Below are 23,041 nucleotides of genomic sequence, written 5' to 3'. Positions count from 1 at the left end.
AGTATGGTGGTGCGCAGTGGAGGGCCCGGTGCACCAGCGCTGAGCGCTTCACGAGGCACGGGAGGTGGGGCCGGTGTTCCTCGGCACCCATCAACCGCGTCTGGACGACAAGGGACGGCTGTTCCTGCCGGCTAAGTACCGTGAGGAGCTGGCGGAGGGTCTTGTGATCACCAAAGGCCAGGAGCGATGCCTCTACGTCTTTCCCGTGGAGGAGTTCCAGCGCATTACCGAGGCTCTCAGCACCGCCCCGGTCACCGCCAAGGCGGTGCGTGACTACAGCCGCGTCTTCTTCGCCAGCGCGTCCGACGAGACACCAGACAAACAGGGCCGCATCACGATCCCGCAGGGCCTGCGCCAGTACGCCGGCCTGGAGCGTGAGTGCGTCGTCATCGGGGCCAACACCCGGCTGGAGATCTGGGACGCCAAGGCCTGGGACACCTACCTCAACGAGCAGGAACAGGCGTTCGCCGATCTGTCGGAGGAGGTGCTGCCAGGGATCTTGTAAGTGGAACCACGGTCGATCCGTCGGTGAAGTCGTTCGGCGAGGTCTCCACCCGCAACCACTGTCCGCCAGCTGATGCACCTTCCCCGGTGTCAGATGGCGGGCGTCCACGAAGAGGGTGCGGATGGGGACCTGGCCGGGCGGCGCCGGGTGGGGACCCAGGAATGACCGGCGAACGATCGCATGACGCGTCATCCGCGAGCAAGGACGCGAGAAGGGGGGTTGGAGATGGACGACAACGTCGGCGGGGGCGGTCACGTTCCGGTGATGCTCGACCGCGTACTGGAGTTGCTCGGTCCCGCGCTGGAGGTGCCAGAGCCGGTCGTCGTCGACGCCAACCTCGGCCTCGGCGGCCACTCGCAGGCCCTGCTGGCCGCGCATCCGGCGCTGCGCCTGATCGGGATCGACCGTGACCCTTTCGCCATCGAACACTCCACCCGCAGGCTGAGCCCGTACGCGGAGCGGATCACGCTGGTGCACGCCTCCTCCGGTGACCTGACCGAGGTGCTCGCCCGTGCGGGGCACACCACGGTCGACGGCGTGCTCTTCGACCTCGGGGTCTCCTCCCCGCAACTCGACGAGGCCGAGCGCGGGTTCGCCTACTCCTACGACGCGCCGCTCGACATGCGCATGGACACCTCGCAGGAGCTGACCGCCGAACGGGTGGTCAACACCTACTCGGCGGCCGAATTGACCCGCATTCTGCGCGACTACGGCGAGGAACGCTTTGCGGGCAGGGTCGCGGGCCTTATCGTCAAGGAGCGCGCGAAAGAACCCATCGCGTCGACCAAGCGGCTGGCGGACATCGTCCGCGATGCGATCCCCGCCGCGACCCGGCGCACCGGGGGCAACCCCGCGAAACGGACTTTCCAAGCGCTGCGCATCGAAGTGAACGCGGAGCTGTCCGCCCTGGAGGCGGCGCTGCCCGCGGCGCTCGACGCGCTGGTGCTCGGTGGGCGAGTCGTCGTGCTCTCCTACCACTCACTCGAGGACCGGCTCGCCAAGCAGGCCCTCACGGCGCGAACCAGGGACACCAGCCCGCCCGGGCTGCCCGTCCCGCTGCCGGCGCACCAGCCGAGGTTCCGCCTGCTGACGAGGGGAGCGGAGCTCCCAAGCGACGAAGAGCTCGCCCGCAATCCGCGGGCGGCCTCGGCCCGGCTACGGGCGGCAGAGAGGATCCGTGTTGACGACTGAGCAGGAGACCGGCCGGAGTGCGAACGTCCGCCGTGCCGTGCCCAAGGCGGGTACGCGCCGGTCGGCGACGCCGCCGCAGTCCACGCCGCGTCCCCGTCCCGACGTGCGTGCCGAGGCCGAGGCCAAGCGGTCGGCCGCCGAACGCGCGCGCGCCGAGGCCGCGGGCAGGCGGCCGGCGGACGAACGCGTACGCGCCGAGGCCGGCGGGGCGCCGGCCGACGAGCGCGGGCGGTCCGAAGCCAGGAGACCGGTCTCCGCACGCGCCGGCGCCGCAGCGCGGCCTTCCGCGGCCGAACGGGCCCGGGGCGGCGTGAAGGCGCCTGCCACTGGGCGCGGTGCCGGGGTGCAGGCCCCGCCCACCGGGCGCGGCACCGGGGTGAAGGCCCCGCCCACCGGGCGCGGCACCGGGGTGAAGGCCCCGCCCACCGGACGTGGCACCGGTGTGAAGACGCCGGCCGCCGAGGGGGCCGCGACCAAGCGGCCGGCGGCCTCGCGCGCCGCCGCCCCGTCGCGCCGCCCGGCGCCGCGGCGCGGTCCCGCGCGCCGGCAGCGGGCGCCGTTCGTGCTGCTCGTCGTCGGGTTGCTGTGCGGTGGCCTGGTGAGCCTGCTGCTGCTCAACACGATGCTCGCGCAGGACACCATCACCGACGCCACCCTGCGCAACGAGATCGCGGTGGCACGTCAGGAGAACGAGAAGATCGAGCTCGAATACCAGCGCAAGACGCAGCCCGACGTCATCGCCGAGCTGGCCGAGAAGCAGGGCCAGCACCCTGACTGGGACGACGTCAACAGCTGGAGCAGCGCGGGCGACCAGGTCAGCCGGGTGGACGCGGAACGGTGAGGGAATCAGGCGGCAGGGGACAGGGTCCCGGCCGCGGCGCTGGCGGCGCCGGCTCTCAGGGAGGGCCCGGCGCCGCTCGTCGTACGCCGGGCGGACCGGGACGGTCGGGGCGGCAGGGCGGCTCCGCGCGTTCTGAGGGGTCGGGCTCGCCGGCGTCGCCGGAGAAGCCGCCGCGCCGGCCGTCCGAGCGGCCCGATCCGTTCGAGCTGCCGTTCGGGCACGACGACGACCGCGACCGGCCGCCTCGGGACCCGTCGGAGGAACCGCGCGGCCGCAACGGCTCACGGGGGCGGTCACCTCAGGACCCGTCCGAGGAGCCGCGCGGCCGCGACGGCTCTGCACGGGGCCGCCCGCCTCAGGATCCCGACGACGAGGGCCGTTCCGGCTCCTCGCGCGGGCGCTCCCACGACGAGTCACGCTCGCGTCCCGACGGCGACCCTTCGCGGGCACGCAGGCGTCCCCGTGACGACGACCGGCCGCGGGGCCGCTCGTCGCAGGCCCGCGACGAGCCCGTCCGCGGCCGGTCCGCCCCGGGCCGCGACGACGCCGAGCCACCACGCCGGCGCGGACCCGCTCGCGACGACGACGAGCCGCCGCGTAGGCGCGGTCCCCGCGACGACGACGCCACACCCCGTGGCCGCGGCGAGCCCTCGCGCGGGCGGGGTCCGCTCGGACCGGGCGACCGCCTCCGGGGGCGGCCCGCCCAGGGGCATGACGACCGTGCCAGGGGCCGCGACGACGGGCCGCTGCGCCGTACCCAGGCGGGCGCTCCCAGGGCGCAGGCCGGAAGCCGCCAGGACGCCCGCGAGCACACTCCCGGGCGGCGCGGCGCCGACATGCCGCCACCCCGCCGCCCCGGCAGGCCGCCGACCCCGCCGCGCCCGCCGAGGCCGCCGCTCATGCTGCGCCTGGGCAGCCCGCGCCGGCGCATCAACATCGGCCTCATCGGCATGACCTTCATCCTGTCGATCTTCGCCGGGCGGCTGATCCAGATGCAGGGCCTCGACTCCAAGGTGTACGAGGCCGCCGCCGTCGGCCAACGCCAGCACATCGAGATCATCCCGGCCAAGCGTGGCTCGATCACCGACGTCAACGGTCACGAGCTCGCCGTCACCGTCGAGGCCCGCGAGGTGTCGATCGACCCCACGAAGGTGCCCGCGCAGATCCGCCAGAAGGTGGCCCAGATCCTGGCCCAGCAGCTCGGCAGCACCGAGCAGGAGATGGCCGTGAAGCTGGCCAGGACCCACACCCGCTACCAGCTCCTGGCCCGCGACGTCGACCCTGTCGTGGCGACCAGGCTGCTGCAGGCCCGCATCCCGTCGCTGGCGACGAAGAGGACCTACCGCCGGCTCTACCCGGCCGGCGACCTGGCGGGCAGCCTCATCGGCTTCGTCGGCGACGAGGGCACCGGACTCGGCGGCATGGAGCAGGCGAAGAACTCCCTGCTGGCCGGCCGCGACGGCAAGCAGCTCGTCGAGACCGGCCGCGACGGCCAGCGCATCCCGATGACCAGCAGCCAGCACACCTCACCGGTCGAGGGCAAGGACGTGCGCCTGACGATCGACCGCGACATCCAGTGGGCCGCCCAGAAGTCCATCGACCAGCAGGTGCGCGCGTCGAACGCCGACAGCGGCACCGTGATCGTCATGGACGTGCAGACGGCCCAGATCGTCGCCATGGCCAACGCCCCGGAGCTCGACCTGGGCAACTGGCGCAGGGCCGACCCGAAGAGCTACGTCAACAAGGCCGCCGCCGACGTCTTCGAGCCCGGCAGCACCAACAAGGTGATCACCGCCGCCGCCGCGCTGGAGGCCGGCGCGGTCACGCCCGACACGGTGTACCGCGTGCCCGACCGCATCCGCTGCGCCGACCAGGTGCTGCACGACGCCCACACGCACAAGGTGGAGTCGATGACCTTCCGCCAGGCGGTGGCCGAGTCGAGCAACGTCGCCACGGTCATGGCGGCGCGCGAGATCGGCAGCGCGCGGCTGTACCAGATGCTGCAGGCGTTCGGCTTCGGCACCAGGCCGGGCGGCGGCGTCCCGAACGCCGAGGCCGGGCTGCTGCCCGACTACCGCAAGTGGTCGGGCAGCCAGAACTGCACGGTCGCGTACGGGCAGGGCGTCTCGGTGACGGCACTGCAGATGGCCAGCGTCTACCAGACGATCGCGAACGGCGGCGTCAAGGTCGAGCCGCAGATCGTGGCCGGCACGACCGACGCCTCGGGCAGGTTCGTCCCCGCTCCCGCAGGTAAGCAGACCAAGGTGGTGAGCGAGACGACGGCCAAGGAGATCACGACGATGCTGGAGAGCGCGGTCGGCGCCGAGGGCACGGGGCAGCTGGCCGCCATCCCGGGTTACCGGGTGGCGGGCAAGACAGGAACGGCCAACCGCTACGACGCCGAACTCGGCCGCTACGACGGCTACACTGCCTCCTTCGCCGGGTTCGCGCCCGCCGACAAGCCCCGGCTCGTGGTGCTGTCGGTGGTGCAGAACCCCAAGAAGGGCCACTTCGGCGGAGAGCTGGCGGCCCCCGTCTTCAAGGATGTGATGACGTTCGCCATCAAGAGCAAGAAGATTCCTCCCACAGGGTCCGTCGCGCCGCCGGTGCGGGCGCGCGCGGACCAGTGAGCAGGGAAGGTACGCTCTCGCCGTGCGTCCCCCGTCGTCCATGCGCCCCACGTCCAGCCCGCCTCGCCCGCTGACCGGGCTCGCGACCATGCTCGACGCCGATTCCGGCTCGTCGCGCTCACCTCATGCCGCCCTGACCGGCGTGACCATCCACTCCGGCAACGTCAGGCGCGGCGACCTCTACGTCGCCCTGCCAGGAAACCGCGCCCACGGCGCCGACTACGCCGCCGACGCCATGGCGCGCGGCGCCGTCGCCGTGCTCACCGATCCGGCCGGCCGCGAGGCGGCGGTGGCCACGGGGCTGCCGGTGCTCGTCGTGCCCGATCCGCGCGGCCTGCTCGGGCAGATCTCCTCCTGGGTGTACGGCCAGCCGGCCCACGACATCCAGATCCTCGGCGTGACCGGCACCAGCGGCAAGTCCACCACCACGTTCATGCTGGAGGCGGGCCTGCGGGCGGCCGGTCACCGTACGGGCCTGGTGGGCGGGGTCGAGATCCGCGCGGCCGACCTGCGCTTCCAGTCCACGCTCACCACGCCGGAGGCGTCGGAGCTGCACGGCCTGTTCGCCCTGATGCGCGAGGAGGGTGTCACCGCCGCCGCCATGGAGGTCTCCAGCCACGCGCTCGCGCTCGGCAGGGTCGACGGCATCTTCTACGACGTGGCCCTGTTCACCAACCTGTCGCAGGACCACCTCGACTTCCACAAGGACTTCGACGACTACTTCGCGACCAAGGCGAAGCTGTTCCAGCCCGAGCTGAGCCGGGCCGGAGTGACCAACGTCGACGACCGTTACGGGCGCGAGCTGCTCGGCCTGGCGAAGGTGCCGATGACCACGTTCTCGGCGCAGGGCGACCCGGAGGCCCACTGGCGGGCGATGGACGCCCGGCTCGGCGCCGACGGGAGCGCGTTCCGGGTGGTGGGGCCCGGTGGGGTCGAGGCCGACGCGCAGATCGCGCTGCCCGGCCCGTTCAACGTCGCCAACGCGCTCGGCGCCATTGTGACGCTCGTGGAGGCGGGGGTGCCGCTGCAGACGGCCGTCCACGGCGTCGGCACGCTGACCGGCGTGCCCGGGCGTATGGAGCGTGTCACCGGCGCCGATGAGGATTTCCAGGCCATCGTCGACTACTCGCACAAGCCGGGCGCCGTCGAATCGGTGCTGTGCTCCCTGCGCTCCGTGACGGCCGGCAGGCTGATCATCGTGCTCGGCTGTGGCGGCGACCGCGATTCGGGTAAACGTCCCATTATGGGAGAAATCTCCGCACGACTGGCGGATGTGGCCATCTTCACGAGCGACAATCCGCGCTCGGAGGATCCGCTGGCCATCCTCACGACGATGACGGAGGGAGCGCTCCGCGTTCCGCAGCACGACCGCGCTCATGTGATCATTGAGCCCGACCGCGCGGCCGCCATCGGCCTCGCGATCGCCCGGGCCGGGCGCGGCGACGTCGTCGTGGTGGCCGGCAAGGGCCACGAACAGGGCCAGTACGTGTCTGGCGAGGTGATCCCCTTCGACGACCGCGACGTGGTCGCCGAAGCGATCGACGCACGCAAGGAAAGCAGGAAGCACTCATGATCCCGATGCCTCTGGCCAGGATCGCCGAGATAACCTCGGGCGCCCTGTCGGGCATGGCCGATCCCCGCGCTGTGGTGCGCGGGCCCGTCGTGATCGACTCACGGGCCGTCGAACCGGGATCCCTCTTCGTCGCCATCAAGGGCGCGCGGGTCGACGGTCACGACTACGCCGCGCAGGCCGTCCGCGCCGGCGCCGTCGCCGTGCTGGCCACCCGGCCGGTCGAGGCGCCGTCGGTGATCGTGCCCGACGCCGCCGCCGCGCTCGCCGAGCTGGCCGCCGCCCAGGTCAGGGCGCTGCCCGAGGTCACCGTGATCGGCGTGACCGGCTCGGCCGGCAAGACCAGCACCAAAGACCTGCTGGCCCGGCTCACCGGCCGGATCGGCGCCACCGTCGCGCCCGTCGGCAGCTTCAACAACGAGCTCGGCCACCCGCTGACCGTGCTGCGGGCCGACCTCGGCACCCGCTTCATGGTGCTGGAGCTGGCCGCCCGCAACATCGGCCACATCAAGGACCTGACCCGCATCGCTCCGCCGCAGATCGGCGTGGTGCTCAACGTCGGCACCGCCCACCTCGGCGTGTTCGGCGGCAAGGAGGCCATCGCCAAGGCCAAGGGCGAGCTGGTGGAGGCGCTGCCGCGCACGGGCGTGGCGGTGCTCAACGCCGACGACCCGCTGGTGCGGGCCATGGCCTCCCGCACTGACGCGCGGGTGACCTTCTTCGGGCGCGGCGAGTCCGCCGCGATCCGGGCCGAGGACGTCGTGGTCGACGCCCGCGGTCGCGCCTCGTTCACGCTGCGCACGCCGTCCGGCACCGCCCCGGTGTCGCTGCAGCTGTACGGCGGCCACGCGGTCGAGAACGCGCTGGCCGCCGCCGCGGCCGGCTACGAGCTGGGCCTGCCGGTGGCGACCATCGCCGAGGAGCTGTCGGCGGCCACGCCGCGCAGCCGGTGGCGGATGGAGGTCACCGACCGGCCCGACGGGGTGACCGTCGTCAACGACGCCTACAACGCCAACCCCGACTCGATGCGGGCCGCGTTCGAGATGTTCGAGGTGCTCGGCAAGGGGCGGCGGCGGTTCGCGGTCATCGCGGCGCTGCGGGAGCTCGGCGACGACGGGCCGGCGCTCAACGCCGAGCTCGGGCGGATGGCCGGCTCGGCGGGGCTGGCGGGCCTCGTCGTGGCCGGGCCCGACGCCGAGCCCGTCCTGGAGGGCGCGCACGCCGCCGCCCGCGAATCGGCCCCCGCGCCTCACCCAGCGGCTCCTCCGCTTCCCGGCCCGGCTCCTCAGGCCGGGCCGGCCGGGGCGGCACCGCCCGTCCCGCCGCCCACGGGTGCGGCTGTGCACGCTGGTCCCGCCGGGGCGGTTTCTCCTGGCCGGCCTCCCGCGGGCGCGACCGGTCAGCCGGGTCACGCCGGAGCGGTCCGGCCCGCCCCGCAGCCCACGGCTCCCGGCGTTCCTCATCCTCCTGCTCCGGTGCCCGGCCCTGTTCCCGGCGGTCCTGTTCCCGGCGGCCCTGTTCCCGGCGGCGCCGGTGGTCCCGTTCCGGGTGGGGCTTCGCACGGTGGGCCGGTGCCCGGTGGGGCGCCGTACGGCGGTCCTGTGCCCGGTGGGGCGCCGTACGGCGGTCCTGCGCCGGTGCCGCCCGCGGCTCACGTACCGGGCACTCACAGGCCTGGCCCGCACCCGCAGGGGCCGCACGCTCCCGTGGTCGGGGGGCCGCCCGGGGCGGGCGGCGGGGGAGCGCATCTCGGGCAGGGGACGCGGATCGTGCACGTGCCCGACGCCGAGGCGGCCGCGGCCGAGCTGGCCGGCTGGCTGCGCCCCGGTGACGCGGTGCTGATCAAGGGACCGAGGGCCATGGGCCTGGAGCGGACGGCCGAGCTGCTGCTCGGGGGTGCCGCCCAGTGACCAACATCATCATCGCCGGCGCGGTGGGCCTGATCCTGTCCATGCTGGGCACCCCGCTGGCGATCCGGCTGTTCTCGCGGCGTGGCTACGGCCAGGAGATCCGCGAGGAACTCGCGGCCTCGACCTCCGGCCACCAGGGCAAGCGCGGCACCCCCACGATGGGCGGCACGGTCATCGTGCTGGCCGCCCTGCTCGCCTACGGGGGCTCGCACCTGGCCACGCTGGAGCCGCCGACCGTGTCGGGCCTGCTCGTGCTGTTCCTCATGACAGGGCTCGGCGCGGTCGGATTCCTCGACGACTTCATCAAGATCTACAAGCAGCGCAGCCTGGGCCTGCGCAGCGGCGCGAAGGCCCTCGGCCAGCTCGTCGTCGGCGCGGTCTTCGCGTTCATGGTGGTCCGCGAGCCCAACGTGTACGGGATCACCCCCGCCGAGACCCGCCTGTCGTTCCTGCGCGACATCGGCCCGTCGATCGGCATCGTCGGGTTCACCATCTGGGTGCTGATCATGATCGTCGGGTTCTCCAACGCGGTGAACCTCACCGACGGCCTCGACGGGCTGGCCAGCGGCGCGACCGGCACCGTGCTGGCCGCGTACATCCTGATCGGCAACTGGCAGCTGCGCAACAACTGCATCGACCAGCTGGGCCCCAACTGCTACTGGGTACGAGATCCGCTCGACCTCGCCGTGGTCGCCGCCTCGGTGCTGGGGGCACTGATCGGGTTCCTGTGGTGGAACGCCCCGCCCGCGCGCATCTTCATGGGCGACACCGGCTCGCTGGCCCTCGGCGGCGTGCTGGCCGGTCTGGCCATCGCCACCCGCACCCAGCTCCTGCTGATCATCCTGGCCGGCCTGTGTGTGATCATCACGCTGTCGGTCATCATCCAGGTCGGATCCTTCAAGCTGACCGGGAAACGGGTGTTCAGAATGGCGCCGCTGCAGCACCACTTCGAGCTCAAGGGCTGGGCGGAGACCACGATCGTGGTCCGCTTCTGGCTGATCGCGATGCTCTGCTCGGCGCTCGGGCTCGGTCTGTTCTACGTCGAATGGATGCCTGGGGCATGAGTCTCACCTGTGTCGCCGGGCTCGGCGTGTCCGGCACCGCCGTGGCCAGGTTGCTGGCCGAGCGCGGCGAGCGCGTCGTGGTCGTGGAGTCCACGGAGGGCGAGCGCCAGCTCGCCGCCGCGGCCGAGCTGGCGCGGGTGGGCGCCGAGACCCGCTTCGGCGAGCCGGTGCTGCCCGACGGGGCGACACGGGTCGTCACCACCGGCTGGGCGCCGCACCACCCGCTGATCGCCGCGGCGCTGCGGGCCGGGGTCGAGGTCGTGGGGGAGGTGGAGCTGGCCTGGCGGCTGCGTCCCGAGCAGGCCGCCCCGTGGCTGGCGCTGACCGGCACCAACGGCAAGACCACCGCCGTGCGCATGCTCACCTCGATCCTGCTGGCCGCCGGGCGCAAGGCGGTCGCCGTGGGCAACGTGGGCGTGCCGGTGGTGCAGGCCGTCGCGGAGCCGTACGACGCGCTGGCCGTCGAGTTGTCCAGCTTCCAGCTCCACTGGTCCAGTACGCTCGCCCCGCACGCCGCGGCCGTGCTCAACGTCGCGCCCGACCACCTCGACTGGCACGGCTCCATGGCGGAGTACGCCGCCGCCAAGGGCCGCATCTTCGAGCGCGCCGGCACCGTGATCTACAACGCCGACGACCCCGAGGCGACCCGGCTGGCGGCGCCGTACCCGCGTGCCGTCGGCTTCACGCTGCGGGTGCCGAGGAGCGGCCAGATCGGCGTGGTGGAGGACCTGCTGGTCGACCGGGCGTTCGTGGCCGACCCCGTCGAGGCGGCCGAGGAGCTCGCCACGCTCGACGACGTACGCCCGTTCGCGCCGCACAACGTGGCCAACGCGCTGGCCGCCGCCGCGCTGGCCCGCTCGCTCGGGGTGCCGTCGGAGGCCGTGCGGCAGGGGCTGCGCGACTTCGTGCCCGACCCGCACCGGCTGGCCCACGTGGAACGGATCGGCGAGGTCGACTACATCGACGACTCCAAGGCCACCAACCCGCACGCCGCCGCCGCGGCGCTGGCGTCGTACCCGTCGGTGGTGTGGGTGGCGGGCGGCCTGCTCAAGGGCGCCGACGTGGACGACCTCGTCCGCGAGGCCGCCCCGAGGTTGCGCGGCGCGGTGCTGCTGGGCGCCGACCGCGCGCGGATCGCCGAAGCCATCGCGCGACACGCGCCGAATGTCCCCGTCGTAGACATTCCGGATCGGGACACTGGTGCGATGGAACGAGTCGTCACCGAAGCCGCCCGGCTGGCCTCACCAGGGGACACCGTGCTGCTCTCCCCGGCGGGGGCCTCCCTCGACATGTTCGCCAACTATCCGGCGCGGGGGGAGGCCTTCGCGCGTGCCGTACGCGAGCTGAGGGCACGGCGTGAGCACGAGCGCTGAGGAACGCGCGCGCCCCGCCGCGCCGCTGCAGGAGGGGCCGGGCACGTGGGCCCGCGAACAGCTCGCGGTGGTCAAGGACCTGCTGGGCAAGCCGCTGACCACCTACTACCTGATCATCATGTGCAGCGCGCTGCTGCTCGCGCTCGGGCTGATGATGGTGCTGTCGGCCTCCAGCATCGAGGCGCTGCAGAAGACCGGCAGCCCGTTCTCGTGGTTCATCAAGCAGTCGTTGTCGGCCGCGCTCGGCGTGCCGGTGATGTACGTCTGCTCGCGCCTGCCGGTCAAGTTCTTCCGCTGGGCCGGCTATCCGCTGATGGCGCTGTCGATCATCGCGCTGATCATGGTGCTGTTCATCGGCTCGTCCGAGCTGGGCGCGCAGCGGTGGATCTACATCGGTGACTTCACCATCCAGCCGTCCGAGCCGGCCAAGCTCGGGCTCCTGCTGTGGGGAGCCGACCTGCTGGCCAGGCGCGCCCGGCACGGCCGGATCGAGTGGCGGCAGATGCTGATCCCGCTCATGCCCGGCACCGCGCTCCTGTCCGTCATGGTCATGCTCGGCCGCGACCTCGGCACCACGCTCGTGCTCTTCATGATCTTCCTGGCGCTGCTGTGGGTGGTGGGCGCGCCGATCAAGCTGTTCGGCGGCATCCTGGCGCTGGCGGTGCTGGCCGCGGTCATCATGATCAAGGTGGAGCCGTACCGGATGGCGCGCATCGGCGCCTTCCTCGACCCATGGGCCGACGCTCAGGGCGCCGGATACCAGGCCGTGCAGGGGCAGATCGCCATGGGCTCGGGCGGCTGGTTCGGGCTCGGGCTGGGCAGCAGCCGGCAGAAGTGGAGCTGGCTGCCCCACGGCGAGAGCGACTTCATCTTCGCCATCCTCGGCGAGGAGCTCGGGCTGATGGGCACGCTCATGGTGGTGGCGCTGTTCGGCCTGCTCGGCTACGCCGGCCTGCGCGTCGCCGTGCGCGTCAACGACCCCTTCATCCGCCTGGCGGCGGCCGCCATGGTCGCCTGGATCGTCGGCCAGGCCACCGTCAACATGGGCGCCGTGCTCAGCGTCCTGCCGATCACCGGCATCCCCCTGCCGCTGGTCTCGTACGGTGGATCCGCACTGCTCCCCACGCTGGCCGCGCTCGGCATGCTGTTGTCGTTCGCCAAGCGGGAACCGGGTGCGCGGGAGGCGCTGGCGGCTCGTGGCCCCGGGCCGGTCTCCCGGGCCCTAAGCTGGCTGGGCCTGGGGGGTATGACCAGAGGCCGGATGAGACGTTAGGGAGTGACCGAGATGAGGGTGGTCCTCGCCGGTGGGGGGACAGCCGGGCACATCGAGCCCGCGCTGGCCCTTGCTGACGCGCTGCGTCACCTTGACCCGAGCATCGGCATCACGTGCGTCGGCACCGATCGCGGCCTGGAGACACGGCTGGTGCCCGCCAGGGGATACGAGCTGGAGCTGGTGCCGGCCGTGCCGTTGCCGCGGGCGATCACCCCCAGCCTGCTGACCGTGCCCGGCAGACTGGCCGGGGCGATCAACGCCGTGTCGGCGATCCTCGACCGGGTCAAGGCCGACATCCTGGTGGGTTTCGGCGGCTACGTCGCGACCCCCGCGTACCTGGCGGCCCGGCGGCGCGGCCTGCCGATCGTCGTCCACGAGGCCAACCCGCGCCCGGGGCTGGCCAACCGGCTGGGCGCGCGGCTGACCGAGCACGTGTTCACCGGCTACCCCGACGCCGCGCTGCCCAAGGCCCACTACATCGGCACGCCGCTGCGCCGCGAGATCGTCACGCTGGACCGGCTGTCCACGGGCGACAAGGCGCGCTCGTGGTTCGGGCTGGAGAACGACCGGCCGACGCTGCTGGTCTTCGGCGGCTCCCAGGGCGCCCGGTCGATCAACCAGGCCGCGCTGGCCGCCGCGCCGGCGCTGCGCGCGGCCGGCATGCAGGTGCTCCACGTGCTCGGCCCGAAGAACACGGTCGAGCAGGAGCCTCCCCCCGGCGACCCGCAGTACGTCCTGCTGCCCTACGTCGACCGCATGGACCTCGCCTACGCCGCCGCCGACCTGGCGCTGTGCCGCAGCGGGGCGCTGACCTGCGCGGAGCTGACCGCGGTCGGGCTGCCGGCCGCGTACGCGCCGCTGCCGCACGGCAACGGCGAGCAGCGGATCAACGCCGAGCGCATCGTGCAGGGAGGCGGCGGCCTGATGGTCGACGACGCCGACCTGTCACCTGATTGGATCATCCAGAACGTCCTGCCCATCCTCCGCGACCCCGAGCGGGTCGCCGTCATGTCGGAGGCGGCCGCCCGGCTGGGGCGCAAGGACGCCGATATCACGCTTGCCCGGAAAGTGTTGGAGATAGCCCGATGAGTCTCGTCAAGCTGGTCGATCCCGTCGCCGAAGCAGATCTGGGACGGGTGCACTTCATCGGCATAGGCGGCGCCGGCATGTCGGGCATCGCCCGCATCCTTCTCAAGCGCGGCATACGCGTGTCGGGCAGCGACGCGCGCAGCTCCGAGCTGATCACCGAGCTGCGCGAGCTGGGCGCCACCGTCCACATCGGGCACGCGGCCTCCCACATCAGGGACGTCGACACGGTGATCGTCTCCACCGCCATCCGCGACTCCAACCCCGAGCTCGGCGAGGCGCTCAAGCAGGGGCTGCGGATCATCCCGCGGGCCGCCGCGCTGGCCTCCGTCATGGCCGGGCGCACCGCGGTGGCCATCGCCGGCACGCACGGCAAGACCACCACCACCTCGATGCTCACCGTGGCGCTGCAGAAGTGCGGCGCCGACCCGTCCTACTGCGTGGGCGGCCAGCTCGTCACCACCGGGCTCGGCGCCGACGACGGGCAGGGCCGGGTGTTCGTGGCCGAGGCCGACGAGAGCGACGGCTCGTTCCTCATGCTCGCCCCCGACATCGCCGTGGTCACCAACGTCGAGGCCGACCACCTCGACAACTACGGCGACTCGCGGGCGGTGCACGACAGCTTCGCCAGGTTCGCCGACCGGGTCGGCTCGCTGCTCGTCGTGTGCGCCGACGACCCGGGCGCGGCCGAGCTGGCGCGGCGCGCCGCCGAGCGCGGGCAGCGCGTCAAGACGTACGGCACGCAGGGCGAGCACTACCGCGTCCGCGACGTCCGCCCCGACGGGTTCGGCACGGTGTTCGGCATCGAGGGCAAGGGTGAGGTGCGCCTGGCCGTTCCCGGGGCGCACAACGCGCTCAACGCCGCCGCGGCCATCGCCGTGGCCGACGAGCTGGGGCTGCCGTTCGAGGAGATCAGAGACGGCCTGGGCGCCTTCACGGGGGCCAAGCGCCGCTTCGAGGCCAAGGGTGAGGCCGGCGGCATCGCCGTCTTCGACAGCTACGCCCACCACCCGACCGAGCTGACCGCCGACCTACGGGCCGCCCGCGACGTGGTGGCCTCCTACTCCGGCACCGGCCGGGTCATCGCCGTCTTCCAGCCGCACCTCTACTCGCGCACGCGCTTCTTCGCCGAGGAGTTCGGCCAGGCGCTCGGGCTCGCCGACGAGGCCATCGTGCTCGACGTCTACGGCGCCCGCGAGGACCCCGAGCCCGGCGTCTCCGGTGCCATGGTGGCCGGGCGGGTGCCGCTGCCGCCCGAGCAGGTGGCGTACGCGCCCGACCGGTCCGCGGTGCCGGCGCTGGTGGCCGCGCGGGCGCGGCCGGGCGACATCGTGCTCACGATGGGCGCGGGCGACGTCACCGAGCTGGGCCCGCAGATCGTCGCCCGCCTCTCCTGACAGGCCCCGCTTCGGGCGTGGCGGGCGCGCTCACGCCGCACGTCGGCGTAGGTTCTGTGCCGATCATGCAGTGACGACCATGCGGGGAGGGCGATGAAGGCGCGCAAGGCGTTCCTGGTGCTGCTGACCGCGGGGGTGGTCGGCACGGCCGCGTGGCTGGTGTTCCTCTCACCGGTGCTGGGGGTGCGCTCGATCGAGATCGTGGGAAATCTCACAGTACCGGAGGAACGCATCGAACAGCAGGCCGGTGTACCGGATCTGCATCCCCTGGCCACCGTCAACCTCGCCGAGGTCCAGGGCCGCGTTCTCGGCATCAGGCAGCTCGCCGGCGCCAAGGTGGACCGGATCTGGCCCGGCACGCTGCGCATCGAGGTGGTCGAGCGGGAGCCGGTGGCGATGATCCAGGCGGGCGACAAGTACGCGATCGTCGACAAGCACGGCGTGGTGATCGAGATCGAGACCGCCCTGCCGCCGCTGCTGCCGGTGCTCAAGGTCGACCGCCCGGCCGAGGGCGACCCCGCCATGATGGCGGCGCTGCAGGTCATCGACGCGGTCCCCGACGAGGTGGCGGCCAAGGTCAGGCAGGTACGCGCCGGCACGGCCGAGGGCGTCACCCTGGAGCTGTCCGACGGCCGCACCGTGATCTGGGGCGGCACCGACCGCCCGCAGGAGAAGGGCCGCATCCTGACCTCCCTGCTCAGACGCGAGAAGGCCGCCCAGTACGACGTCAGCTCTCCCGACGTGGTGACGCTGAAGTGATCGTGATCGTCAGGGTCTGGCAACCCGGGGGCAACGGCATCGCCGAGCCTGTGCGAGACGCGGCGCGCGGCGTGAGAGCCTGTAAGCCGGACTTTCGGCAGTGGAGGGCCGCGACCTGGCGTGCGCGCGGAGCGAATCGGACAGCCCGCGACACGCCGGACGTGCTTGCGGCGCGGTTAGTTGACCCGCCCGGAGCGTAACTCCTACTGTCCGTATCAATCCTCAGGTTGACATAAATCTAAATCTCAACCTGAGGTTGAGAGATACCCGAACTGAGAAAAAGCGGAGACAATCCGCACCGAAATGGCAAGTCAACGAGCGGAAAGGCCCCTCGTCGTGGCAGCACCGCAGAACTACCTCGCGGTCATCAAGGTCGTCGGCATCGGCGGCGGCGGAGTGAACGCCGTCAACCGGATGATCGAAGAGGGACTCAAGGGCGTCGAGTTCATCGCGATAAACACCGACGCCCAGGCGCTGCTGATGAGTGACGCCGATGTGAAACTCGACGTGGGCCGTGAGCTCACGCGCGGTCTGGGCGCGGGCGCCAACCCCGACGTGGGCCGCAAGGCCGCCGAAGACCACCGCGAGGAGATCGAGGAGGTCCTCAAGGGGGCCGACATGGTCTTCGTCACGGCCGGCGAGGGCGGCGGCACCGGCACGGGCGGCGCGCCCGTCGTGGCCAACATCGCCCGGTCACTCGGCGCGCTGACCATCGGCGTCGTGACGCGGCCCTTCAGCTTCGAGGGCCGGCGCCGCGCCATGCAGGCCGAGGCGGGCATCGAGACGCTGCGCGACGAGGTCGACACGCTGATCGTGATTCCCAACGACCGGCTGCTGTCGATCTCCGACCGGCAGGTGAGCGTGCTCGACGCCTTCAAGGCGGCCGACCAGGTGCTGCTGTCGGGTGTCCAGGGCATCACCGATCTGATCACCACGCCCGGTCTGATCAACCTCGACTTCGCCGACGTCAAGTCGGTCATGTCGGGAGCGGGCTCGGCGCTCATGGGCATCGGCCACGCCCGCGGCGACGACCGCTCGGTGGCGGCGGCCGAGATGGCGGTCTCCAGCCCGCTGCTGGAGGCCAGCATCGACGGCGCCCACGGCGTGCTGCTGTCGATCGCGGGCGGCTCCGACCTCGGCCTGTTCGAGATCAACGAGGCGGCCCAGCTCGTGTCGATGGCCGCGGCGCCCGACGCCAACATCATCTTCGGTACGGTCATCGACGACGCCCTCGGCGACGAGGTGCGGGTGACCGTGATCGCGGCGGGCTTCGACGACGTGCCGGGCCCGACGGAGAAGCAGGTGCCCCGCCCGGCCGCCCGCCCCGCCGCCCAGCCGCCCGCGCCTCCCGTGCGGCCCAGCCTGTCGTCGCCGAGCGTCAAGTCCGAGCCGCCCGTGCTGCGCCCTGAGCCGCGCGCTGAGGTGCGTCCGGAGCCCAGGGCGGACTTCAGGTCCGACGCGCGCCCGGAGACCCGTCCTGAGGCTCGTCCCGAGCCCCGTACGGAGCCGCGCCCCGACTTCCGCGTGGAGTCGCGGCCGGAGCCGCCGCGGGCCGAGCCCCGTGTCGAGCCCCGTGTCGAGTCCCGGCCCGAGCCCGTGCGACCGGTGGAGCCTGTGCAGGCCGTCGAGCAGGACTCCGACGAGCCCGCCGACGAGCCCTCCGGCCCCGTCTCGATCCCTCGGCCCGCTCCCGAGCCCGCCACCCCGCCCACGCCCATCACCTCCCGCATGTCGGAGCCCGCCAAACGTCCGCGAGTGGTCTTCGAGGAACAGGAAGAGGAACTCGACGTCCCCGACTTCCTCAAGTAGCCGCACACCTGACGCCGCTCCCCGCAGGGATCCGGGAGCGGCGCCGTCGTGTGCGAGGGGCGCGAGGACGCCGGGAGTGAGGGAGGGCACGTGAGAAGGGACGAGATCGCGGCCGGGCTCGCCGAGGTCGACGCGCGCATCGCACAGGCGTGTCACGCCGTGGGGCGCGACCGTGGCGAGGTCACGCTGATCGCCGTCACCAAGACGCGGCCCGCCGACGACATCCGCATCCTGGCCGAGCTGGGCGTGCGCGACGTCGGCGAGAACCGCGACCAGGAGGCCGCCGCCAAGGCGCACGAGCTGGCCGGTCTGCCGCTGACCTGGCACTTCGTCGGCCAGCTGCAGACCAACAAGGTCCGCTCCGTCGTCGGCTACGCCGACGTGATCCAATCCGTCGACCGGCTGCGGCTGGTGGAGGCGATCAGCAAGGAGGCGGTCCGGCAGGGCCGCAACGTGGGCTGCCTGCTGCAGGTGGCGCTGGACGACGACCCGGCCAGGGGCGGCTGCCGCCCCGCCGACCTGCTGCCGCTCGCCGACGAGGTGGCCCTCGCCGAGGGCGTGTGGCTGGGCGGGGTCATGGCCGTGGCGCCGCTGGGTGAAGAGCCGGCCAAGGCCTTCTCCCGTCTGCGCGACCTGGCGGTGCGCCTGCAGGAGCAGCACCCCCGGGCCACGATGGTGTCGGCGGGCATGAGCGGCGATCTGGCCGAGGCCATCGCGTACGGTGCGACACACGTGCGCGTCGGTACGGCGTTGCTCGGTCGTCGCAAGCCCTTCGTCAGGTAATGTCCCCTCAAGTGGGTCTCCAGGTCCACGATCAAGTAGAGGTCGATCAGCGGTGAGCTCCAGGGGGTACGCCCTACCGCCTCGGACACGGCGACGGACCCGAGCGGGTGCGACCATGAGCAGGAGGACGACGTAGCGATGGCCGGCGCGATGCGCAAGATGGCGGTCTACCTCGGTCTCGTGGAGGACGACCGCTACGAGAGGTATGAGACGTACCCGGACGAGTACGCCTACGACGACGACGTGCAGCGGCCCGGTGAGGAGCGGCCCGTCGCGGTCCAGGACCGCGACGACGAGCCCGATGCGGTGGTTCCCGCGCCCAGGCCCACGACCGCCGTCGTGGAGCGCCGTACGACGGATCTGGCGCGCATCACGACCCTGCATCCGCGCACGTACAACGAGGCGCGTACCATCGGTGAGCACTTCCGTGACGGCACCCCGGTCATCATGAACCTGACCGAGATGGTCGACAGCGACGCCAAGCGTCTGGTCGATTTCGCAGCAGGTCTGGTTTTCGGCCTGCACGGCAGCATTGAACGTGTTACGAACAAGGTGTTCCTGTTGTCCCCTGCCAATGTCGAGGTGACCGCTGAGGACAAGGCCCGAATCGCGGAGCGCGGGTTCTTCAACCAGAGTTAGAGTCTCTGTATGTCTATCGGACCCAACCAGGTCTCGCCGAGGCCGGGAGGGCACACCAGAAGTGGAGGCGCGGCCGGGCCGTGGGGATCGTCAGTCAGATCTTGGTCGTAGTCCTGTCTCTCTATTTGGTGCTGCTCATCGGCAGGATGATCTTCGAGACGGTGCAGGCTTTCGCCCGTCAGTGGCGTCCTACGGGCGTCGTCCTGGTGCTGGCGGAGGCCACTTACACCGCAACCGACCCACCACTCAAGTTCCTCCGCCGTTTCATTCCTCCGCTCCGGTTGGGTACGGTGGCCTTTGACCTAAGCTTCACTGTCCTGTTCATCGTGGTCCTGATCTTGATTCAGATCGCCGGAATGCTGCGATGAGCGGGCCTGTGTCGTGCCGGTCGTGTTCCAACTCGTGTCCGCGCTGAAGTGATTCGGGTTACCGTCCTCCGGACAGACTCCAAGCGCGCCAAGGAGACCAAAAAATGCCGCTGACGCCCGCTGATGTGCGGAACAAGCAGTTCAGTACCACCCGGCTGCGGCCGGGCTACGACGAGGAAGAGGTCGACGCCTTCCTCGACGAGGTCGAAGCTGAGCTTGACCGCCTGATCCAAGAGAACGAGGAGCTCCGCGCCAAGCTGGCCGAGTGCCTGCGTGGGAAGGTGCCGGGCGGCATGAACATGCCCATGGCCTCCGCCCCGGTCCAGGAGCAGCAGCCCAAGCCCGAGATGATGGCCCCGCCGCAGCCGGAGCCCATGCGGGCCCCTGAGCCGCCGGTGCAGCAGCAGCCGGTCCCCGTGGCCATGAACATGCCTCCCGCCGAGGACAACATGGACACCGCGGCCCGCGTGCTCGCGCTCGCCCAGCAGACCGCCGACCAGGCGATCGCCGACGCCCGCCGGGAGGCGGACGAGACGGTGACCCGCGCCCGGCGCGAGGCCGACGAGATCCTCACCAAGGCCCGCCGCCAGGCCGAGCAGGTCATCGGCGACGCCCGCGCCCGCGCCGAGACGCTGGAGCGCGACGCGCAGGAGCGCCACCGCCAGGCGATGGGCTCGCTCGTGCAGACCCGCGACGAGCTCGAGCGCAAGGTCGAGGAGCTGCGCAGCTTCGAGCGCGAATACCGCAGCAGGCTCAAGCTCTACCTGGAGAACCAGCTCGCCGAGCTCAACGTCTCCGCCGAGGGCAGCGGTGGGTTCCCGGTCATGCCGGGTGGCCCGCAGGGTCAGCAGGCTCCCGCCATGTCGCACGCCGTGCCGCAGGGCGGACAGCAGCCGCTTCCCGGTGGCCCCAACCCGTTCGGCGGCGAGGCTCCGCAGGGCGCTTTCCCCGGTGCTGACGGTCCCCACAACGACCGCCGGTAAAGTAGCGGGTCACTAGGACCTGTCACTCGAAAGAGCCCCCTGTGATCCTTATCAGTGCTGGTTTGGTGCTCGCGGCAGTCGTACTGCTGATCGCGGGCTTCGTACTGGCGAAGCCGTTCCTGATCATGTGGTCCATCGTGGTCAGCGTGCTGTCCGCGCTGTTCCTGGTGATCGGGGCGTTCCTGCGGCGGAACGAGCTTTTTCCCGGTGGTGGGCAGGCCGCTGCGCCGGCCACCCCCCCGAAGGGGCTCATGCCGCCGGCTCCGCCGTACCCCCAGACCGGCCCCATGGCTCATCAGCCGCGACCCCAACCGCATCCCCCGGCTCCGCAGCGGACGGCGGCCCCCCACGCCCCCGCCGCGCGCCCCCCGGTGGCGAGCGGTGTCGCGGGCGACGCGATCGTGCTGGTCATCCCGGGACGCAAGCGTTACCACGTCGCCGGGTGCAGGCAGCTGATCGGCAGGGAGAGCGAGGAGCTCACCTACGAGGAGGCACGCGAAGAGGGCTTCACGCCCTGCACGACGTGCCTTCCCGACGCCGCGCTCGGCGGACGGCAGTTGCCGCCTGCCGCCGATCCCGAGCTCGTCGTCACCACCGAGAGCCGGGCCGAGACCTCCGCGCAGACCCGCGACCAGCGGTCGCCGGTCGCCCCGCCGAAGCCTGACACGAAGGCTTCCACCCCCAGCCCGGAGCCTGCCGCCGCGCACGAGGAAGGCGCCACCGGTTGGTTCGGCCGCTCCCCGGCCGACGCCGCGGGCCAGGCCCCGGCAACCTCCGCCGCCGCATCGGATGACGAGCAGGCGGAGTCCGAGACTTCTTACTTCCGGCCGCCGCACGCCTCGCGTGCCGAGCCGCCGTCCGCCAAGCCGTCCGGGTCCGGTGAGCCGGCCTCCGGGGGATCCAAGACCGCCGCGGGGTCGCCGGGTGAGCCTGGCCGTCCGGGCGGCAAGCCTGGTGGGGGCAAGCCCGAGACGGCTGACAGTGCCGCCGCTCGGCCCGGCCGCCCTGGGGCCACGTCCGAAGACGCCGGCCGTCCTGAGGCCGCTTCCGGGGAGGCCGGCCGTTCCCGTGCCGCCGCTGAGCCCGGCAAGTCCGGTGATCAGCCCGATCGTCCGGGTGGCAAGCCTGGTCAGACGGATCGCTCCGGTGGCAAGGGCGCTCAGTCCGGTGCCTCCGGTGAGGGGGCCGGTCGTCCGGCGTCCGCTGAGCGAGAGCGTGGACAGGGCGGGGCCGGTGTCGAGCAGGCTGGTCGTCCCTCCGGCAAGCCGGGGCAGGGGGCGTCCGGTGCGGCCGATGACGACGACCTCGGCCCCGTCACGGCGCCGCAGCCGCGCGTGTCTCCTTCCGCGATGCCCGGGCGCCCAGGGGGTACTGGGGCGTCCGTACGTCCCTCCTCCGGTCCGGACAAGCCGTCTCAGCGGCCCACCGGGCCCGGCAAGCCGGCTCAGCGTCCTTCGGGTTCCGGCAAGCCGTCCGAGCGGCCTGCCGGGTCCGAGCCGTCCTCGGACGGCGAGACCGTGATCATCCACGAGCGGCCCGCGTCCTCGGCCGAATCCCAGGCCAAGCCCAAGGGGCCGCTGCCCCCGGGCCCGCCCGCAGGGTCGTCCGGCGCCGGGAAGGCCGCGACCGGACGTCCGTCCGTGCCTGCCTCCGGGCGGGGTGCGGGCGGCTCCACGCGTGAGGACTCTCCGGCGGAAGCGTCCAAGAGCGGCGCTCCCAAGCCGGTTGCCCCCGAGCCGGGCGCCCCCAAGGCGAGTGGTTCCCAGCCGGGCGTTCCCGAAGCGGGTTCTTCCACGGCGGGGTCTGCGAAGGAGGGCGCCGCCAAGGGCGGTGGGCCCGGTGGTGACGGCGGAGGTTCGTCCGCCGCGGCCCGCGGCGGCTCCGCGCCGAAGGGCGGCTCCTCCACCGCGGCCTCCGGGGGTGGAACGCCGGCTCCCGCCGCCTCCCGGCCCGAGGGAACCGGCGCGTCCCGACCCCAAGGTGCCGGCACGTCCCGGCCTCAGGGGCCCGGCGCGACAGCGGGCGAAGGCTCCGGCAAGAGCGGTACGAAGCCTGGTTCGAAGGCCGACGCGAAGAACGGCGGCGACTCCGAGGACGACAGCAGTGGCGGGGGCAAGGGTGAGCGTCCCGGCACCGTGAAGGTGATCGTCGGCACTCGCCGCTACCACAGCACCGACTGCCCGCTGATCCGTGGCGCTGGTGACGCCGAGGTCCAGACGATGGCCCTCTCCTCGGCCCAGGCGGCCGGCTTCACGAGCTGCTCGGTATGCCAGCACGCCCGCGAAACGGTCGGCTGACTCAGCTTCGGCACGGCAGTCGGCCCGGAAGCCTTGGGCCTGTACGGGATTCGGATCTTATGGAGGCTTCGGACCCACCGGATGGCACCTCGCAAGTGGAGCCCGGCGAGGTGGCCTTCCGAGGTCTTGACGAGGCGAAAGGCCCAGCCCCTCTATTCCTCGGAGGGAGCTGGATCATGGCTGATGGGGCGGCCGCCATGAGAGCCGCGGTTGACCACCAGGTCTTGATGCGGAGTCGGCGCGGACGGGCACGGATGCCGCGGGAGCGGGAGGCCTTTGTCGGCGGTCACCGAGGCCGACGGTCAAGCGGGCGTGGACGCGGGGCGAGACGGCTGTGGGTCGTCTGCCGCTCGGCCACGGTGGGACGAAGGACAGCGGCGCAGGACCGGTCGGCGGGCGACCTTGTCGGCCGGGGCGCCCCGAGAGTAACCCAGGTCGGCCGCCATCAGCCGTGTTCTGCGCCTTCCTCGTGACCGTCGGCGTTCGCCCGGGTGGACGTCCCCTTTCCGCCGGAGTCGCCGTTCTGGGGGTTTGCGCCCTTGGCACAGTGGCTTTTGCTGTCC

17 protein-coding genes and 1 pseudogene are annotated in these 23,041 nt (G+C 72.3%); all 18 read left to right on the top strand.

The genetic code is table 11. The features are described 5' to 3' along the window. Positions 1-73 precede the first annotated feature (73 nt). Complete coding sequence (mraZ, locus tag ACIBP6_RS17605) at positions 74-505, top strand: division/cell wall cluster transcriptional repressor MraZ (protein ID WP_397053242.1); 432 nt, start codon at positions 74-76, stop codon at positions 503-505. A gap of 225 nt (positions 506-730) precedes the next feature. Then, the gene (gene rsmH / locus ACIBP6_RS17600) at positions 731-1,696 is read left to right on the top strand and encodes a 16S rRNA (cytosine(1402)-N(4))-methyltransferase RsmH (RefSeq protein WP_397053241.1); all 966 of its coding nucleotides are present in this window, start codon (positions 731-733) and stop codon (positions 1,694-1,696) included. After that, positions 1,686-2,537 (top strand): hypothetical protein, encoded by an 852-nt coding sequence (locus tag ACIBP6_RS17595; RefSeq protein ID WP_397053240.1) that lies wholly within the window; start codon positions 1,686-1,688, stop codon positions 2,535-2,537. The genes rsmH and ACIBP6_RS17595 overlap by 11 nt, the downstream gene beginning before the upstream one ends. Positions 2,538-3,436: 899 nt before the next feature. Continuing rightward, positions 3,437-5,167 carry a peptidoglycan D,D-transpeptidase FtsI family protein gene (locus ACIBP6_RS17590; protein WP_449594566.1) on the top strand — a complete coding sequence of 577 codons (1,731 nt, stop codon included), beginning with the start codon at positions 3,437-3,439 and terminating at the stop codon, positions 5,165-5,167. Between the two features lie 40 nt (positions 5,168-5,207). Beyond that, complete coding sequence (locus ACIBP6_RS17585; RefSeq protein ID WP_397053421.1) at positions 5,208-6,740, top strand: UDP-N-acetylmuramoyl-L-alanyl-D-glutamate--2,6-diaminopimelate ligase; 1,533 nt, start codon at positions 5,208-5,210, stop codon at positions 6,738-6,740. Then, a pseudogene (locus tag ACIBP6_RS17580) lies at positions 6,737-7,972 on the top strand (UDP-N-acetylmuramoyl-tripeptide--D-alanyl-D-alanine ligase); the annotation flags it as partial. The gene ACIBP6_RS17585 and the pseudogene ACIBP6_RS17580, both read left to right, overlap by 4 nt. A 671-nt stretch (positions 7,973-8,643) precedes the next feature. After that, complete coding sequence (gene mraY / locus ACIBP6_RS17575; RefSeq protein ID WP_132622761.1) at positions 8,644-9,711, top strand: phospho-N-acetylmuramoyl-pentapeptide-transferase; 1,068 nt, start codon at positions 8,644-8,646, stop codon at positions 9,709-9,711. Then, complete coding sequence (gene murD, locus ACIBP6_RS17570; protein WP_397053236.1) at positions 9,708-11,084, top strand: UDP-N-acetylmuramoyl-L-alanine--D-glutamate ligase; 1,377 nt, start codon at positions 9,708-9,710, stop codon at positions 11,082-11,084. Before mraY ends, murD begins: the two co-directional genes overlap by 4 nt. Then, entirely contained in the window at positions 11,068-12,357 is a 1,290-nt protein-coding gene (gene ftsW, locus ACIBP6_RS17565) for a putative lipid II flippase FtsW (RefSeq protein WP_187368313.1), read from the top strand. Before murD ends, ftsW begins: the two co-directional genes overlap by 17 nt. Positions 12,358-12,369: 12 nt before the next feature. Beyond that, positions 12,370-13,446 carry an undecaprenyldiphospho-muramoylpentapeptide beta-N-acetylglucosaminyltransferase gene (murG, locus tag ACIBP6_RS17560; RefSeq protein WP_397053234.1) on the top strand — a complete coding sequence of 359 codons (1,077 nt, stop codon included), beginning with the start codon at positions 12,370-12,372 and terminating at the stop codon, positions 13,444-13,446. Further along, positions 13,443-14,840, top strand: coding sequence for a UDP-N-acetylmuramate--L-alanine ligase (murC, locus tag ACIBP6_RS17555; RefSeq protein WP_397053232.1), 1,398 nt, complete (start codon positions 13,443-13,445; stop codon positions 14,838-14,840). The genes murG and murC overlap by 4 nt, the downstream gene beginning before the upstream one ends. Before the next feature lie 93 nt (positions 14,841-14,933). Beyond that, positions 14,934-15,599 carry a cell division protein FtsQ/DivIB gene (locus ACIBP6_RS17550; protein WP_397053230.1) on the top strand — a complete coding sequence of 222 codons (666 nt, stop codon included), beginning with the start codon at positions 14,934-14,936 and terminating at the stop codon, positions 15,597-15,599. Positions 15,600-15,935: 336 nt separating this feature from the next. Beyond that, a complete protein-coding gene (gene ftsZ, locus ACIBP6_RS17545; protein ID WP_397053228.1) occupies positions 15,936-17,408 on the top strand; it encodes a cell division protein FtsZ in 1,473 nt (490 codons plus the stop codon). A gap of 90 nt (positions 17,409-17,498) precedes the next feature. Next, the gene (locus tag ACIBP6_RS17540) at positions 17,499-18,191 is read left to right on the top strand and encodes a YggS family pyridoxal phosphate-dependent enzyme (RefSeq protein ID WP_132623770.1); all 693 of its coding nucleotides are present in this window, start codon (positions 17,499-17,501) and stop codon (positions 18,189-18,191) included. Positions 18,192-18,329: 138 nt separating this feature from the next. Continuing rightward, positions 18,330-18,830 carry a cell division protein SepF gene (locus ACIBP6_RS17535; protein WP_132623772.1) on the top strand — a complete coding sequence of 167 codons (501 nt, stop codon included), beginning with the start codon at positions 18,330-18,332 and terminating at the stop codon, positions 18,828-18,830. A gap of 80 nt (positions 18,831-18,910) precedes the next feature. Then, a complete protein-coding gene (locus ACIBP6_RS17530; RefSeq protein ID WP_111185070.1) occupies positions 18,911-19,198 on the top strand; it encodes a YggT family protein in 288 nt (95 codons plus the stop codon). Between the two features lie 104 nt (positions 19,199-19,302). Continuing rightward, on the top strand, positions 19,303-20,181 hold the full coding sequence (locus ACIBP6_RS17525) for a DivIVA domain-containing protein (protein ID WP_132623774.1): 879 nt from the start codon (positions 19,303-19,305) through the stop codon (positions 20,179-20,181). Positions 20,182-20,243: 62 nt separating this feature from the next. Beyond that, the gene (locus tag ACIBP6_RS17520) at positions 20,244-22,478 is read left to right on the top strand and encodes a hypothetical protein (protein ID WP_397053224.1); all 2,235 of its coding nucleotides are present in this window, start codon (positions 20,244-20,246) and stop codon (positions 22,476-22,478) included. Positions 22,479-23,041 lie beyond the last annotated feature (563 nt).

The organism is Nonomuraea terrae, assembly GCF_044465245.1.
In the GTDB taxonomy this organism is placed as follows: domain Bacteria; phylum Actinomycetota; class Actinomycetes; order Streptosporangiales; family Streptosporangiaceae; genus Nonomuraea; species Nonomuraea terrae.
Note: the sequence above shows the minus strand (reverse complement) of the source record. Positions and strands in the feature narration are given on the sequence as shown.